The organism is Nocardioides secundeburneus, from assembly GCF_039939255.1.
Classification (GTDB): domain Bacteria; phylum Actinomycetota; class Actinomycetes; order Propionibacteriales; family Nocardioidaceae; genus Nocardioides.
Genome location: NZ_JBDUUE010000004.1, coordinates 273,926 through 289,181, shown reverse-complemented (window position 1 = coordinate 289,181; position 15,256 = coordinate 273,926). Strand labels below are relative to the sequence as shown.

Genomic DNA, 15,256 nt, shown 5'->3' with positions numbered 1-15,256 from the left:
CTCTGCAACCACGGATCAGGACCGATGATTCCCGGCGCGGGCCGCGCCGCCCGTTCCGGGGGTGGCCGGCGTCCGACGGAGGACGGCGAGGGCGACGCCCAGCGTCGCGACGCCGCCGGCGATCGCCTCGACCTCCCGGGCGGACGACGGCACCTCGTCGCGGAGCGTCTCGAGCAGCGCCCAGGCCAGCGCGAGCGAGCCGACGCCGGAGACCACCGCGAGCCACGGGGCGCGGACCAGGCGCGCCCCGGCGACCAGCACCGCGAGGCCGACGAGGCCCAGACCGACCCACGAGAGCGCCTCGACGTCGACGAAGAGGTTCGCGACCAGGCACATGCCGCCGGCGAGTGCGGAGCCGAGCGCGACGAGACGCATGCGCACCCGCACCCCTCCTGCACCCGGGGGTCGACCCCATGCCGCCCCGCCGACGGGTCAGTCTGCCAGCCCGGCGATGATCGGGGCATGACTGACTTCGCTGGCCGGACGGCCGTCGTGACCGGCGCGAGCTCGGGCATCGGCGCCGCCACCGCCCGATCGCTCGCCGCCGAGGGCTTCCGGGTGATCTGCGCGGCCCGACGCACCGACCGCGTCGAGGCCCTGGCCGCCGAGATCAACGGGGTCGCGGTGACCTGCGACGTGACCGACGCCGACTCGGTGGCCGCGCTGGCCGACGTCGTGGGCGACCGGCTCGACGTCCTGGTCAACAACGCCGGAGGGGCCTTCGGTTCCACCCCGGTGTCCGAGGCCGACGCCGACGACTGGCGGCGCATGTACGAGGTCAACGTCATCGGCCTCATGCAGGTCACCCGCGCACTGCTGCCCGCGCTCCTGCGGGCCGACGACGGCGCCGGCATCATCTGCAACGTCGGCTCGACCGCCGGCCGCATCGCCTACGAGGGCGGTGCGGGCTACACCGCCGCCAAGCACGGCACCCAGGTCGTCACCGAGACCCTGCGCCTCGAGCTGTGGGACCAGCCGGTCCGCGTCACCGAGGTCGCGCCCGGCATGGTCAAGACCGACGAGTTCGCGATGGTGCGCTTCGACGGCGACGCCGACAAGGCCGCCGCGGTCTACGCCGGGGTCGCCGAGCCCCTGGTGGCCGACGACGTCGCCGACGCGATCACCTGGGTGGTCACCCGGCCGCGCCACGTGAACGTCGACGAGCTCGTCGTCCGGCCGCGGGCCCAAGCCGCCCAGCACAAGGTCCACAGAGCCGCTCCCTGACCGACGGAGGAGGTCAGGGGGCGAGGTCGAGGAGGTCGAGCAAGGCCCGCGAGCGAGGAACGAGCTCGCGACGGCCGCGTCGAGACCACAGGAGCGCCAGCTCGACCGGGCCACGCACGGCGTGGGCACGGACGCCGTCCAGCAGGCGCCGGCGCCTTCCCTAGACTCCCCCCATGCAGACGATCGGCCTCGTCGGGGGCATGAGCTGGGAGTCCAGCGCGGCCTACTACCGCGCGCTCAACCTCGGCACGCGCGAGCGTCAGGGCGGCCTGGCGTCGCCGAGGCTGGTGATGAGCACGGTCGACTTCGCCGAGCTGACCGCGCTCGAGGAGGCCGAGCGCTGGGACCAGATCGGCACGCTGCTGGCCGATGCGGCGCGCAGCGTCGAGCGCGGCGGCGCCGACTTCCTGCTGCTGTGCACCACGACGTTCCACAAGGTCGCCGACCAGGTGGCCGACGCCGTCGACATCCCGTTGCTGCACCTCGGTGACGTCGTGGCCGACGCGGCGAAGGACGCCGGGCTCAGCACGATCGGCGTCATCGGCACCACCGTGGCGATGTCGGACGGCTTCCTGGCCGGACACTTCGCCGACCGCGGCCTCGAGACGGTCGTGCCCGACCCGGCCGACCACGACTGGATCAACACCGCGATCTACGAGGAGCTCGTGCACGGCCACGTGCTCGACCGCACCCGGCGTCGCGTCGTCGAGGTGATCGACCAGCTCTGGGACCGCGGCGCCGAGGGCGTGCTGCTCGGCTGCACCGAGATCGAGCTGCTCATCGGCCAGTCGGACGTCGACCTCCCGGTGCTGCCGGCCACCACCCTCCACGTCGCCGCCGCCCTCGACCGCGCGCTCGGGGCCTGACGCTCGTCGTCCTCGCGTTGGCACTCTCCGCGCGATGGCGCGCACAGTGCCAGCGCATGAGCAGATCGGTGGCACTCTCCGCGCGATTGCGCGGAGAGTGCCGAACCGGAGCGGACCACCGACCGTCGGGTCAGGGCCGGTGGGCGCGAGCGTCGTGACGGGTCAGGAGCCGGAGCCGTCGCGCAGGACGACGTCGACGATGCGGCGCAGGTCGGGGCTGAGGTCGGCCTCGCACAGGTGCACCGTGCGGCCGTCGACCTCGACGTCGTAGCGGAACCCGTCGGGGCGCGGAGCGGCGTGGCCGTCGGGGAGCGCACCCACGCGACCGAGCAGGGTGCGCAGCTCGGGCGCGCGGTCGTCGTCGGCCTCGAGGTCGACCTCGGCCTCGACGGTCTGCCCGACGAAGCCGCCGCTGCGGCGCACGCGCACGCGGGCCGCGGGCAGGTCGACCGGGGCGGGTGGACCCTCGGGGGCCGGCGCACCGGACGAGCCCGCGGCACCGACGCCGACCTGCTCCCACGCACCACGGACCGCGTCGGCGTGCTCGCCGGCCGCCGCGACGGTGGCGGCGGCGAAGCCCGCGAAGTCGGTGTCGGGACCCACCTGGTCGCCGGTGAGCGCGCGGAACCAGATGGGGCCGGCTCCCTCCCACGAACGACCGCCGATGGCGACCGCGGCGAGCTGGAAGGCCCGGTTGGGGATGCCGGAGTTGAGGTGCACGCCACCGTTGTCGTCGGTGGTGTCGACGTAGTCGTCGAGGTGGCCGACCTGCGGGTCGGCGCCGAGGCGCGGGTCGTCGTAGGCGGTGCCCGGTGCGCGCATGTCGCGGAGCGCACGGGCCGAGACGCCGGGCTTGAAGAGCCCCGCACCGATGAGCCAGTCGGCCTCGTCGACCGTCTGGTCGCGCAGGCGCTGGACGAGGCAGGCGGCGAACACGTCGGAGACCGACTCGTTGAGCGCACCGGACTGGCCCTGGTAGACCAGCCCCGCGGTGCGCTCGGTGACGCCGTGCGCGAGCTCGTGCCCGATGACGTCGACCGGCTTGGTGAACCGCTCGAACAGCTCGCCGTCGCCGTCGCCGAAGACGAGGTGGGCGCCGTCCCAGAAGGCGTTGACGTAGTCGTGTCCGAAGTGGACGGTCGCCAGCACCCGGGCCCCGGCGCCGTCGTAGGAGTCGCGTCCGAAGACCTCGGAGAGCAGGGCCAGCGACGCCGCGACGCCGTCGGCGGCCTCGTCGGCCGCGACGTCGCCGGTGGCCGGGTCGCCCGCGGAGCGCACCGGGCGCCCGGGCAGGTCCTGGGTGCCCTCGGCGTCGTGCACCGTGTAGGCCGGCTCGGCGACGAGCGTCGGGACGACGGCGGGCACGTGCCCGGCCCGCGCCGTGCGGAAACGCGCGTCGAGGAGCAGGGTCTCGGCCGCGGCCGGCATGCTCGCGGCGAGGTGGCGGATCAGGTGGGGCGGCAGGAATGGGTGTGGGGTCCGAGGCATGGCTCGTTCGTACCACCGACGTCCGACTCCGGCGTCTGGTCCGCCGCGGTCATTTCCGCGCGATCGCTCGACCAGGGCCATCGGAGCCGCCCGGCCGCGGTCCTTTCCGCGCGATCGCTCGATCAGGACCACCGCCCCACCACCGGGTGTGGCCGAGTCGTCAGGCCCGACGAATCGGCCGCAGGCACGGTGCGGACCTAGACTCGACAAGGCCCTCGGGCCGCCCGTAGCCCGCCGTCCCCGCACGGCAGCCCCGACCCGACAGGACGTCGAACACCCATGACCACCCGCGCCGATCTCCGCAACGTCGCCATCGTGGCCCACGTCGACCACGGCAAGACCACGCTCGTCGACGCGATGCTCCGCCAGGCCGGGGCGTTCACCGCCCACCAGGCCGAGAGCGTGGCCGAGCGGGTCATGGACTCCGGCGACCTCGAGCGCGAGAAGGGCATCACGATCCTCGCCAAGAACACCGCCGTGCACTACGCGGGCCCGGCGGCCGAGGGCAAGCCGATGACGATCAACATCATCGACACCCCCGGGCACGCCGACTTCGGCGGCGAGGTCGAGCGTGGCCTGTCGATGGTCGACGGCATCGTGCTGCTCGTCGACGCCTCCGAGGGCCCGCTGCCGCAGACCCGCTTCGTGCTGCGCAAGGCGCTCAACGCCGACATGCCGGTGATCCTGGTCGTCAACAAGACCGACCGGGGCGACGCCCGCATCGCCGAGGTCGTCGACGAGACCTACGAGCTGTTCATGGACCTCCTCGACGACTCCCACAGCCAGGACGCCCTCGACTTCCCGGTCGTCTACGCCTCCGGTCGCGCCGGCATCGCCAGCCTGACCCAGCCCGAGAACGCCACGATGCCCGACGGCGACGACCTCGAGCCGCTGTTCCGCACGATCCTCGACACCATCCCGGCCCCGGAGTACGAGGAGGGCGCGGCGCTGCAGGCTCACGTCACCAACCTCGACGCCTCGCCGTTCCTCGGCCGCCTGGCGCTCGTCCGCGTGCACCAGGGCACCCTGAAGAAGGGCCAGCAGGTCGCCTGGATGCGTCGCAACGGCGACGTCAAGAACGTCAAGATCACCGAGCTCCTCGTCACCGAGGGTCTCGAGCGCCAGCCCGGCGAGTCCGCCGGGCCGGGCGACATCGTCGCCATCGCCGGCATCCCCGAGATCACCATCGGCGAGACGCTCGCCGACCCGGAGAACCCGGTCGCCCTGCCGCTGATCCACGTCGACGAGCCGGCCATCTCGATGACCATCGGCACCAACACCTCGCCGCTGGTCGGCAAGGTCAAGGGCGGCAAGGTGACCGCCCGTCTCGTCAAGGACCGCCTCGACTCCGAGCTCATCGGCAACGTGTCGCTGCGCATCCTGCCGACCGAGCGTCCCGACGCCTGGGAGGTCCAGGGCCGCGGCGAGCTCGCGCTGGCGATCCTGGTCGAGCAGATGCGCCGCGAGGGCTTCGAGCTCACCGTCGGCAAGCCGCAGGTCGTCACGAAGGAGATCGACGGCAAGCTGCACGAGCCGTTCGAGCGCCTGACGATCGACGCCCCCGAGGAGTACCTCGGCACCATCACCGAGCTGCTCGCCGCCCGCAAGGGCCGCATGGAGCAGATGACCAACCACGGCACCGGCTGGGTCCGCATGGAGTTCCTGGTGCCCGCGCGCGGCCTCATCGGCTTCCGCACCCAGTTCCTCACCGACACCCGCGGCACCGGCATCGCGCACGGCATCTCCGAGGGCTACGAGCCGTGGGCCGGCGAGATCCGCTCGCGCGCCTCGGGCTCGCTGGTCGCCGACCGCAAGGGTGCGGCCACGGCCTACGCGATGACGTCGCTGCAGGAGCGCGGCGTGATGTTCGTCGAGCCCACCACCGAGGTCTACGAGGGCATGATCGTCGGCGAGAACTCCCGCGCCGACGACATGGACGTCAACATCACCAAGGAGAAGCAGCAGACCAACATCCGGTCCGCCACCTCCGACAACTTCGAGAAGCTCATCCCGCCGCGCAAGCTCTCGCTGGAGCAGTGCCTGGAGTTCTGCCGCGACGACGAGTGCGTCGAGGTCACGCCGGACGCCGTCCGTATCCGCAAGGTCGTCCTCGACCAGAACGAGCGGGCCAAGACGGCGGCCCGCGCGCGCAAGGGCTCCAAGTAGCACCACGCGGGCCGGTGGACGGGGTCGGACCGCCGCGCGGGCGTGACCGCCGGCGGCTGACCACCCTCGCGCTGGTCACGACGGTCGGCGCCGTCGTCAGCAGCCTCGGGGCGCCCCTGGTGCCCTCGATCGCGCAGGAGTACGACGTCTCGTTGTCCTCGGCGCAGTGGGCGCTGACGGCGACGCTGCTGACCGGCGCGGTCGCGACCCCCGTGATCGGGCGCCTCGGCAGCGGCCGGTGGCGGCGTCCGGCGATGCTGGCCGGCATCGCGGCCGTGCTCGTCGGCACGCTGGTCGCGGCGCTGCCCCTGGGCTACGTGGCCCTGGTCGCGGGCCGGGCTCTGCAGGGCGTCGGGCTCGCGCTGGTGCCGCTGGCCCTGGCGATCGCCCGCGACGCCTACACCGGCACCGAGCAGGCCCGGGTGCTCGCCCTGCTCTCGGTGACGACGGTCGCCGGCGCCGGCCTCGGCTACCCCGTGACGGCGCTGGTGGCCCAGGTCGCGGGCCTGCACGGCGCCTACGTGTTCGGGTCGGCTCTCGTCGCCGTCACGCTGCTCCGCGCGCTGCGCGACGTGCCGGCCGACCTCGACGTCGACCGCCAGCCGGTTGACCTCCTCGGAGCCGTGCTGCTGACCACCGGCACCCTCGCGCTGCTCCTCGCGATCAGCCAGGGCTCGTCGTGGGGCTGGACGTCGCCCGCGACGCTGGCGCTGCTGGCCTGCGGCGTCGTCGTCTACCCGGTCTGGGTCGCCTGGACGCTGCGTAGTGCCCACCCGATCGTCGACCTGCGCCTGGCCGGGCGACCGGGCGTCGTCGGCCCGCACGCCGTCTCCCTCGTGCTCGGCGTCGGCATGTACGGGCTGCTGAGCCTCGCCGTCGTCGTGGTGCGCGCCGACGGCTCGGCCGGCTTCGGCCTCGGCCTCGGTGTCGCCGCGGCCGGACTGGTGCTGGTGCCCTACTCGGTGATGAGCGTCGCCGGGAGCCAGGGCGCCCGGCGGCTCGAGCGCCGGTTCGGCAGCCGCGTGCTGCTCCCGCTCGGGTGCTCGTCGTTCGCGGCCTCGTTGGCGCTGCTGGCCTGGCGCCACGAGCACCTGTGGCAGGTGCTGCTCGCGATGGCCGTCGGCGGACTCGGCAGCGGCCTGTCCTTCGCCTCGCTGGCCGGCCTCATCGTGCCGCACGTGCCGGCGTCCGAGACCGGCAGCGCGATGTCCTTCAACCAGCTGCTGCGCTACCTCGGCTTCTCGACCGGGTCGGCCGTGAGCGTCCCGCTCGTCGAGGTCTACGGCGGCGACGGCGCCGGGCTCACGGCGGCGCTGGCCACACTGGCGGCGGTGTGCCTGGTGGCCGGCGCCGTCGCGGTGCTGCGCCGCCGCGTCCCTGGTGCGACGGGGCTCAGCGCGCCGTCCGCGTGAGCAGGCGGGCCATCGCGACGACGTGGGCCCGGCGGGCCCGTCCCTCGTCGAGCTGGATCCACGAGCGCTCGATCCGGCTGCCCTTCAGGACGTAGACCTCGAGGTCCTCGCGGCGGTCGCCGCTCTCGACGGCGACGGTGCGGAACCCCACCTGGCGCTGCCCGAGCCGCGGCACCCGCACGGTGTCGACCGTCTTGCGGTAGCCGTCGTCGCTCGTCCGGCCCTGGCATCGGTTCACGTAGTCGGCGATCAGGGCGTAGCCGGCGCGGGCCCGGGCGGTTGTGGCGAACTGGTAGACGACGAAGGTCGGGTCCTCCTCCCCCTGGAAGTAGCCCTGGTCGCCGTCCGCGGTGGCGTAGGAGGCGAAACGGGCCTTGGCCGGCACGCCGGAACCGTAGGAGAGGCACGACTCGTCGGCGACCTCGAGCCGGTTGCTGCGCGACGTCATCCGTCGACCGCCGGCGAGGTAGCCGAAGGTGTCGTCGACCTGGGCCACCTGGGGCAGGTCGGCGCCGGTCGGCGCGGGCGGCCCGGACGGCGGGGCCGCCGAGGCGGTGACGGGGGTGAGCGCCGCGGCCGTGGCGGCGGTGGCGGCGAGGAGGGCGAGGCGGCGCAGTGGCTGGGAGGTGGGGTTCATGCCCGGTGTGATGCGCGTCGTCCCGCTTTGGTTGCCGCGCAACGGGGGCGTTACGACGGACGCGGTGTTCGGCAACGCCCGTCCCGTTGCATGAGGGGCGATGAAGCTCAAGCTCATGGTGATGCTGGCGGTGGTCACCTCCTTCGGACCCTTCTCGCTCGACCTCTACCTGCCGGGCCTGCCCGACCTGCGCACCGAGCTGGCGGCCGACGCCTCCACGGCGCACCTGACGGTCACGGCGTGCATCGCCGGGCTCGCGCTGGGCCAGCTCTGCGTGGGCCTGGTGCCCGAGCGGTTCGGACGGCGTCCACCGATGCTCGCCGGCATGACGATCTGGATCGTCGCGACGCTGGCCTGCGCGGCGGCGCCCACGATCGAGACGGTGATGGCGTTCCGGCTGGTGCAGGGCTTCGGCGCCGGCATCGGCATGGCCGTGGTCCGCGTCGTGATCGCCGACCTCGACCCCGACAAGATGGCCCGGCACGTCTCACGGATGATGCTGATCCTGGCCGCCGTCCCGGTGCTCGCGCCGAGCCTCGGCGCCGTCGTGCTGTCGTTCACCGACTGGCGCGGCGTCTTCGTGCTGCTCGCCGTCATCGGGGTCGGGTTCGTCGCCGCGATCTGGCGTTGGCTGCCCGAGAGCCACCCCGTGGAGGCGCGCGGGGCGGCAGCCGGCGGCGCCCGGCGCACGGTGGCCCGCTACGGCGTCCTGCTGCGCAACCCGCGCTTCCTGGTGCCGGTGGCGACCAGCGGGGCGGCGCTGGGCGTGATGTTCTCCTACATCGGCGACTCGGCCTTCGTCTTCCGCGACGGCTACGGCTTCAGCGAGATGCAGTACGGCGTGCTCTTCGGTGTCAACGCCGTGGCCCTGATCGCCGGCATCCAGGTGTCCCCGGTGCTCGCCGAGCGCATCGGGCCCCGGCCGATCCTGCTGGGCGCCTCGGCTGTCGGCAGCCTCGGCGCGGTGGCGATGGTCGGGTTCGCCGCGAGCGGCGCCGGCGGGGCGCTCGCGGTCGCCGTCGCGCTGGGCTTCGTGCTGTTCTGCGCGGGCTCGCTCGTGCCGCTCTCGACCGCCGCCGCGATCGACGCCGACCTCGCCAACCGGGCCGTCGCCTCGGGCCTCATGGGTGCGGCGCAGTTCGGCATCGGCGGCTTCTTCGGTGCGCTGCCCGCGGTGCTCCCCGGCCACGGCGCGGTGCCGCTCGGCCTCGTCGCGGGGCTGTGCCTGCTGACCGCGTGCGTCCTGTCCCTGCTGGGGGCGCGTCGTCCGGTGCCGACGTCGGCGCCGCTGCTGACCGCGACGCCGCACGGCGTTGTGAGCCCGGTCGTCGACCTGGCCGAGCCGCGACGCTCGGCCTGACCTGCGGCTTCACCGAGCCGAAACACCCGTGGCCTCCGCGTAAGGCTCTGCGTCACCGACCGTGACGGGTCGGCAACCGCGACAGGGTCTCCTGGTGTCATCAACGATCAGGACTCCTCTCCGCCCACCTCCGCGAACGGCGACGGCGCCGTCCCTCAGACCACCCCGTCGGGAGACACCGTGCCCCACCCCGCCCACGGCGCCACGGCCGCCGTCCACCACCCCCGTTCCGTCAACGGCTCCGCCATGCGACGCGGGGAGCGTCAGTCCTCCGCCCGTCGCGTGTACGACGTGCTCCGCACCGCCATCCGGCAGGGCGAGCTGCCGCGCGGCAGCAGCCTGGTGGAGGAGCACCTGATCCACGCCATGTCGGCCAGCCGCCAAGCCGTCCGCGAGGCCCTGCAGGCCCTGGCCACCGAGGGTCTCGTCGCCCGCCGGCGCCGGGTCGGGACGACGGTCTCCGCCTCGATCATGACCGTCGCGGCCGACCAGCTGATGACGCTCGACGAGCACCGCGACCTGCCGGCCAAGAGCGAGATCGAGGTCCTCGAGGTCCGCGACCTGCCGTGCCCGCCATGGCTGCGCGAGCGCCTCATCCTCGGCCCCGACGAGCAGGTCCGCATGACCGAGCAGGTCATCCGCGTCGACGGCGAGCCGGCCTGCACCCGCGTCGCCTACGTCCCGCTCACGCGGCTCCCGTCGTCGTCCGTCGAGTCGGTGCACGACCTCGCCTCCGCGTTCGAGATGTCGTTCGGGGTCGCCATGGCGCCGGTCGAGTCGCTCGTCGAGGCCGTGGCCGCCGATCCGATGACCGCCGAGCTGCTCGACGTCCCGGCCGGGTCGCCGCTGCTGGTGCGGGAGTCGCTGATCTCCGGGGTCGACGGGATCCCGCGCGAGGTCTGCTACATGCACTACCGCGGCGACCGTTTCTGCTTCGTCAGTCAGTCCGTCTGACCACAACCCTCGACTCCACGCCCGGCGTCCGGCCGGTCGTGCGATGGAGCCTGCCTCGGGCAGCCCACACCACTCACCACAGAACAAGGAGAGCTCATGTTCCACCTCGGCTGGTTCCTCGGCGACGGGTTCGGCATCCACCCCTGGACGGAGCCCTGGTCGGGCCGCAACGGCTGGGACTGGACCAACCCGCGCATCTACACCGACCTGGGCTGCGCACTCGAACGCGCCGGCTTCGACCTGATGTTCATCGAGGACACCTCGATGGTCGAGGACACCTACGGCGGCTCGATGGAGACGACGCTCAAGTACGGCCTCATGGCGCCGAAGAACGACCCGATGCCCCTCGTGCCGCTGATCTCGCAGGCCACACGGCACCTCGGCATCGTCTCCACGATGTCGACGATCCAGTACCCGCCGTTCCTCGGCGCGCGCCTCATGACGACGCTCGACCACCTCACCGAGGGCCGGGTCGGCGTCAACGTGGTCACCTCGGTGACCCACCGGGTGGCGCAGAACTTCGGGCTCGACGCCCACATGGCACACGCCGAGCGCTACGAGATGGCCATGGAGTGGATGGACGCCGTCAGCGCCCTCTGGGAGTCGTGGGAGCCGGACGCCGTCATGGTCGACGACGACGCGCCCCGCTACGCCGACCACACGAAGGTGCACACGGTCGACTTCGAGGGCAAGTACTTCAAGACACGGGGTCCGATGAACACGATCCCGGGCCCGCAACGGCGTCCGGTCGTGGCGCAGGCCGGAAACTCCGGCCCCGGGCGCGAGCTGGCGGCCAAGCACGCCGACACGATGCTGGCTCTGGCCCGCACCCCCGAGGCGATGAAGGACCTCCGCGCCGACATGAGCGAGCGCATGGAGAAGTACGGCCGCAAGCCCGACGAGCTCAAGATCCTCTTCATGACGACGCCGTGGCTCGCCGAGACCCGCGACGAGGCGCAGGCGAAGCTCGACCGCTACAACGAGCACCGGCACAGCCCCGAGGCGATCGAGAAGATGCTGTGGGGCATGAGCTACGTCAGCGGCGGCGAGTTCGACTACAGCACCTACGACCTCGACGGCCCGGTGCCCACCGCCGTCGGCAACGGCGAGACCACGAGCATGAAGGGCATCCTCAAGGACGCCGAGAACCTGACGCTCCGCGACGTCGTCACCGGCCCGTCGAAGTACGGCATGGACTTCGTCGGCACGCCCGACGACATCGCCGCGCAGATGGACGAGGTCTACCAGGAGACCGGCCTCGACGGCTGGCTCGTCTACTCCCCCATGACGCGCCACTCGATCAGCCTCGTCACCGACGGCCTCGCGCCGTCGCTGCGCAAGCGCGGCCTGATCCGCTCGTCGTACGACGGCGCCACCTTCCGCGACAACCTGCTGGCGTTCTGATGTCGACCCCGCCGCTCCCGGCCGGAAGCACCGTCACCGTGGTCGCCGGCAACCCCAAACCGGGCTCGCGCACGCTCGACGCCGGCGTCCGCCTCGCGCAGGCCCTGGCCGGCGACCCACCCGACCACGTCGTCGACGTCGTCGACCTCGGGCCCGGGCTGCTCGGCTGGGGCGACCCGGGGGTCGCGGCCGCCGTCTCGACGGTCGCGTCGTCGTCGCTCGTGGTCGTGGCCAGTCCGACGTTCAAGGCGACCTACACCGGTCTGCTCAAGGTCTTCCTCGACCAGTTCGAGACCGCCGAGGGTCTGCGCGACGTCGTCTGCGTGCCGTTGATGCTCGGCGCCGGGCCGGCGCACGCCATGGCGCCCGAGGCGTCGTTGCGCCCCTTGCTGGCCGAGCTCGGCGGCACCTGTCCCGCCCCCGGTCTCTACCTGCGCGACACGACCTACGCCGACGACGGCGTCCTCGAGGCCTACGTCGAGCGATGGGGTCCGGCGCTGCTGCGGGCCGTGGCGGCCCCTGTGCCCGCCTGACCCGACCCGCGCCGTCCAGGGCGCCTCCCGGCCTCGGCCGGGAGGCGCCCTTCGCGTTGCGTGACCCGGTCGGGCGGTGCGTGAGCCACCGTTCCGGCGCCGTCCGAGGGCTCGTTCGGTGGCTCACCTACCGCCCACCCAGCCACCCGGCCACGCACGCACAGCGGCGGGCGGACCCCGAAGGGACCGCCCGCCGGTGCGCGCGTGGGTGCGAGAAGCGCTCAGAACTCCAGGAGGTTCTCCTGGAACGTGTCGTAGGCGTACGACGTGCGGGTCAGGCCGCGGCGCTGGAGCGCCGGGACGAGGCCCTCGGTGATCTCGGTGATGTAGCGCCGCGAGAGCTCGCCGGAGATGAGGAAGCCGTCGCCGCCGACGTACTCCATGACCTCGCCCATGCGCTCGGCCACCGTGTCCGGCGAGCCGACGAGCGGAACCGAGCTGATCGACCAGTTGGCGGCGCGCTCCTTGAGCGTGTCGCCCGGCGTGTTCTTGAGGAAGTCGCCCAGGGTGCTGCGGTGGCCGTTGGTGGTCAGCTCGGGCACCGGGCCGTCGAGGTCGAACTCGGAGAAGTCGTTCTCGGTGAGCGCCGAGAGGTGCGCGAGCGCCGCCTCGGCGTTCCAGTCCGCCTGCGACCGCATGCGCTCGACCTTGGCCTGTGCCTCGGCGTCGGTGTCGGCGAGCACCGGCGACACCACGTAGAGCAGCTTGACCGAGTCGGGGTCGAGGCCGGCCTTCTCCCGACGCTCGCGGATGTCGTCGCGGTAGGCCTTCATCGCCTCGATGCCGATGGCCGAGGTGATGATGGTGTCGGCCGTCTCGGCGGCGAACTGTCGACCGCGCGGCGAGCCGCCGGCCTGACAGATCACCGGGCGTCCGCCGATCGGCGGCAGCGTGTTCAGCGGCCCGCGCACCTTGAAGTAGGCGCCCTTGAAGTCGACCGGCTCCACCTTCGTGAAATCGGCGTAGGTGCCGGTCTCGCGGTCGAGGACGACGGCGTCCTGGTCCCACGAGGCCCACAGCTTGTTCACCACCTCGACGAACTCGTCGGCCCGCTCGTAGCGCTCGTCGTGCTCCCACAGCTCGTCGAGGCCGTAGTTCTGCGCGGCCCGGTGCTCGCTCGAGGTGACGACGTTCCAGCCCACGCGGCCGCCCGTGAGGTGGCTGAGCGTCGCCATCGTGCGGGCGAGCAGGAACGGCGGGTAGAACGACGTCGACATCGTGGCGACGATGCCGATCTTCTCGGTCGCCTTGGCGAGCACGGGCACCAGGGGCACCGGGTCGTGCTTCGGGGCGTAGAGCGAGTGCTTGAGCTCGACCTCGCTGGTGCCGCCGTAGGCGTCGGGCAGCATCGAGGAGTCCTCGAGCATCATGTAGTCGAAGCACGCCCGCTCGAGCGCCTTGACGAAGTCGACGTAGAACTCCCCGTCGGCCCAGGTCTCGGCGTCGTGCCCGCCCCAGCTGCCGCGCCAGGACTTCGGCGGCATGAAGTTCATGAACCAGCCGAGGTGGAAGCGCTGATCGGTGTCGTCGGTCATGGGTTTCCCTTTCGTGGGCAGTGCTCGTGACGGTGAAGAGGCGGGATCAGCTCTTGGTGAGCTGGGAGAAGTCGAGCTGGTTGTCGGAGCGCCAGGCGAAGCCGCCGACGTCGTCGCTCATCGCCACGTTCGGCTGGATCTGGGCGATGAAGAGGATCGGCGCCTCGTTGACGTAGATGCGCTCGGCCGCGTTCCAGGCCTTGCCGGCCGCCTCGGAGAACGGGTCGGCCTCCTCGTAGCCCTTCTCGAGGGCGGCGTAGAAGTCCGGGTCCTCCCAGTCGGCGAGGTTGTTCGAGCCACCCTCGGCCGTGTAGACGAGCAGCTCGTACGACGGGCTCAGGGTGATCGGCCAGTCGCGGACGATGAAGGCCTGGAAGGTGTGGTCGACGCGTCCGGCGGCGTAGGCGGCGTCCGGCACCTGGTTGATCTCGATCTCGAAGCCGGCCTCCTTGGCCGCGGTCTGGATCTGGATGGCGGTCTCGCGGATGTCGGGGTAGGCCGCGCTCACCGTGATGGTGAACTCCACGCCGTCGGGGTAGCCCGCGTCGGCCAGCATCTGCTTGGCCTTGGCCGGGTCGTAGGCGAAGTCGGTGAAGCCGGAGCCGTCGTAGCCGGGACGGTCGCGACGCAGGAAGCTCGGCCCGTTGCGCACGGCCTTGCCCTGGTAGACGTCCTCGACGATCGCCTCGTACGGGACGGCGTAGCCGAACGCCTGCCGGACGGCGACGTCGTCGAACGGCGCCTTGTTGGTCACCAGCGGCATGAGCACGTAGGCGTTGGGGTTGTCGATCACCGGGACCGTGGTGCCCTCGCCCTCGGCCAGCTCGACGAGGTCGGCCGGCTGCAGACCGGAGGCGAGGTCGGCGTCGCCACTGCGGACGGCGTTGGCGCGGGTGCCGGCGTCGGGCACGACCTTCATGATGATGGTGTCGACGTCGGGCTTGCCGAGCACGAAGTCCTCGCGGGCCTTGAGCGTCACCTGGGCGTTGGGCTGCAGGTCGACGACCTCGTAGGGGCCGAAGCCGTGGTTGACGTTGGTGGCCGACCACTCGACGGCGTAGGGGTCGTCGTCGGTGGCGTGCTCCTTGAGCAGGGTGCTGTCGTAGACGTGCGCGGTGAGGTCGGACAGGAGCGCCAGCATCGTGACGCCGTAGCCGGCGCGCTCGATGGTGATCGTGAAGGTCTTGTCGTCGATCTTCGCGAACTGGTCCATCGAGGTGATCATCGGCGCCTGCACCGACATCGAGACGCTGCGCGGGCTGTTGATGCGCCGCTCCCACGACCACAGGACGTCGTCGGTGGTGATCTCGTTGCCGGCCTGGCTGACGGCGTCGCTGAGCGTGAAGGTGTAGACGAGACCGTCGTCGCTCACCTCGTAGCTCTCGGCGAGGTAGCCCTCGAACTCGTCGACGTTCTGCTGGAGCGCGCCGCCGGACGACGCCTCCACGTAGGGCTTGCGCAGCAACGTGCCCTGCACGTTGATGGTCGGCTCGCTGCCGCCGAACCCGTTGTCGATGGCGAACGACCAGGACGTGTCGGGGACGACCATGGTGATGGTCTTGCCACCGGCGTCGCCGCCGCCGGCGGAGTTGGCGCTGTCGGCACAGGCCGCCAGGGTGGTGGCCGCCAGCAGGCCGGTGGCGGCCAGGGCGATCTTCTTGAGGGCGTGCAAAGGAG

General features: G+C 72.2%; 13 protein-coding genes. 8 read left to right on the top strand and 5 right to left on the bottom strand.

Translation table 11 applies throughout. The features are described from left to right. Nucleotides 1-15: 15 nt before the first annotated feature. Nucleotides 16-381 carry a hypothetical protein gene (locus ABFT23_RS12325; RefSeq protein ID WP_347895557.1) on the bottom strand — a complete coding sequence of 122 codons (366 nt, stop codon included), beginning with the start codon at nucleotides 379-381 and terminating at the stop codon, nucleotides 16-18. Between the two features lie 81 nt (nucleotides 382-462). Between ABFT23_RS12325 and ABFT23_RS12320 the strand changes: the two genes are divergently transcribed. Both ABFT23_RS12320 and ABFT23_RS12315 read left to right on the top strand, forming a co-directional pair. After that, nucleotides 463-1,224: an SDR family NAD(P)-dependent oxidoreductase gene (locus ABFT23_RS12320; RefSeq protein WP_347895555.1), complete on the top strand. Its 762-nt coding sequence runs from the start codon at nucleotides 463-465 to the stop codon at nucleotides 1,222-1,224. 173 nt (nucleotides 1,225-1,397) lie between these two features. Beyond that, on the top strand, nucleotides 1,398-2,090 hold the full coding sequence (locus ABFT23_RS12315; protein ID WP_347895553.1) for an aspartate/glutamate racemase family protein: 693 nt from the start codon (nucleotides 1,398-1,400) through the stop codon (nucleotides 2,088-2,090). 162 nt (nucleotides 2,091-2,252) lie between these two features. On the opposite strand, the gene ABFT23_RS12310 is transcribed toward ABFT23_RS12315, so the two are convergent. Next, nucleotides 2,253-3,578, bottom strand: a complete 1,326-nt coding sequence (locus ABFT23_RS12310) for a protealysin inhibitor emfourin (RefSeq protein ID WP_347895551.1) — start codon at nucleotides 3,576-3,578, stop codon at nucleotides 2,253-2,255. Nucleotides 3,579-3,857: 279 nt separating this feature from the next. Here ABFT23_RS12310 and typA point away from each other — a divergent pair, with 279 nt between their 5' ends. Further along, entirely contained in the window at nucleotides 3,858-5,744 is a 1,887-nt protein-coding gene (gene typA / locus ABFT23_RS12305) for a translational GTPase TypA (RefSeq protein ID WP_347895549.1), read from the top strand. A 14-nt stretch (nucleotides 5,745-5,758) separates the two neighbouring features. Continuing rightward, nucleotides 5,759-7,156, top strand: a complete 1,398-nt coding sequence (locus ABFT23_RS12300; RefSeq protein WP_347895548.1) for an MFS transporter — start codon at nucleotides 5,759-5,761, stop codon at nucleotides 7,154-7,156. Here ABFT23_RS12300 and ABFT23_RS12295 read toward each other — a convergent pair. Beyond that, complete coding sequence (locus tag ABFT23_RS12295) at nucleotides 7,137-7,793, bottom strand: hypothetical protein (RefSeq protein WP_347895546.1); 657 nt, start codon at nucleotides 7,791-7,793, stop codon at nucleotides 7,137-7,139. The two genes, ABFT23_RS12300 and ABFT23_RS12295, sit on opposite strands and share 20 nt — an antisense overlap. Nucleotides 7,794-7,893: 100 nt before the next feature. On the opposite strand from ABFT23_RS12295, the gene ABFT23_RS12290 reads away from it, so the two are divergent. The 4 genes from ABFT23_RS12290 to ABFT23_RS12275 all read left to right on the top strand — a co-directional run bounded on the left by ABFT23_RS12290 (nucleotide 7,894) and on the right by ABFT23_RS12275 (nucleotide 12,044). Continuing rightward, nucleotides 7,894-9,153, top strand: a complete 1,260-nt coding sequence (locus tag ABFT23_RS12290; RefSeq protein ID WP_347895544.1) for a multidrug effflux MFS transporter — start codon at nucleotides 7,894-7,896, stop codon at nucleotides 9,151-9,153. Nucleotides 9,154-9,333: 180 nt separating this feature from the next. Next, nucleotides 9,334-10,107 (top strand): GntR family transcriptional regulator, encoded by a 774-nt coding sequence (locus tag ABFT23_RS12285; protein ID WP_347895542.1) that lies wholly within the window; start codon nucleotides 9,334-9,336, stop codon nucleotides 10,105-10,107. Nucleotides 10,108-10,203: 96 nt separating this feature from the next. Further along, nucleotides 10,204-11,511, top strand: coding sequence for an NtaA/DmoA family FMN-dependent monooxygenase (locus tag ABFT23_RS12280; RefSeq protein ID WP_347895540.1), 1,308 nt, complete (start codon nucleotides 10,204-10,206; stop codon nucleotides 11,509-11,511). Next, a complete protein-coding gene (locus ABFT23_RS12275) occupies nucleotides 11,511-12,044 on the top strand; it encodes an NADPH-dependent FMN reductase (RefSeq protein ID WP_347895538.1) in 534 nt (177 codons plus the stop codon). The genes ABFT23_RS12280 and ABFT23_RS12275 overlap by 1 nt, the downstream gene beginning before the upstream one ends. A 221-nt stretch (nucleotides 12,045-12,265) precedes the next feature. On the opposite strand, the gene ABFT23_RS12270 is transcribed toward ABFT23_RS12275, so the two are convergent. Both ABFT23_RS12270 and ABFT23_RS12265 read right to left on the bottom strand, forming a co-directional pair. After that, nucleotides 12,266-13,579 (bottom strand): NtaA/DmoA family FMN-dependent monooxygenase, encoded by a 1,314-nt coding sequence (locus ABFT23_RS12270; RefSeq protein ID WP_347895536.1) that lies wholly within the window; start codon nucleotides 13,577-13,579, stop codon nucleotides 12,266-12,268. Nucleotides 13,580-13,625: 46 nt separating this feature from the next. Then, nucleotides 13,626-15,251: an ABC transporter substrate-binding protein gene (locus tag ABFT23_RS12265; protein WP_347895534.1), complete on the bottom strand. Its 1,626-nt coding sequence runs from the start codon at nucleotides 15,249-15,251 to the stop codon at nucleotides 13,626-13,628. Between the last annotated feature and the right edge of the window lie 5 nt (nucleotides 15,252-15,256).

Excerpts from the sequence above, each read along its gene's own strand:
- ABFT23_RS12280 (WP_347895540.1), top strand. The coding sequence starts at position 10,204 with ATGTTCCACCTCGGCTGGTTCCTCGGCGACGGGTTCGGCATCCACCCC.
- ABFT23_RS12275 (WP_347895538.1), top strand. The coding sequence starts at position 11,511 with ATGTCGACCCCGCCGCTCCCGGCCGGAAGCACCGTCACCGTGGTCGCC.
- ABFT23_RS12290 (WP_347895544.1), top strand. The coding sequence starts at position 7,894 with ATGAAGCTCAAGCTCATGGTGATGCTGGCGGTGGTCACCTCCTTCGGA.
- ABFT23_RS12295 (WP_347895546.1), bottom strand. The coding sequence starts at position 7,793 with ATGAACCCCACCTCCCAGCCACTGCGCCGCCTCGCCCTCCTCGCCGCC.
- ABFT23_RS12315 (WP_347895553.1), top strand. The coding sequence starts at position 1,398 with ATGCAGACGATCGGCCTCGTCGGGGGCATGAGCTGGGAGTCCAGCGCG.
- ABFT23_RS12320 (WP_347895555.1), top strand. The coding sequence starts at position 463 with ATGACTGACTTCGCTGGCCGGACGGCCGTCGTGACCGGCGCGAGCTCG.
- ABFT23_RS12310 (WP_347895551.1), bottom strand. The coding sequence starts at position 3,578 with ATGCCTCGGACCCCACACCCATTCCTGCCGCCCCACCTGATCCGCCAC.
- ABFT23_RS12270 (WP_347895536.1), bottom strand. The coding sequence starts at position 13,579 with ATGACCGACGACACCGATCAGCGCTTCCACCTCGGCTGGTTCATGAAC.
- typA (WP_347895549.1), top strand. The coding sequence starts at position 3,858 with ATGACCACCCGCGCCGATCTCCGCAACGTCGCCATCGTGGCCCACGTC.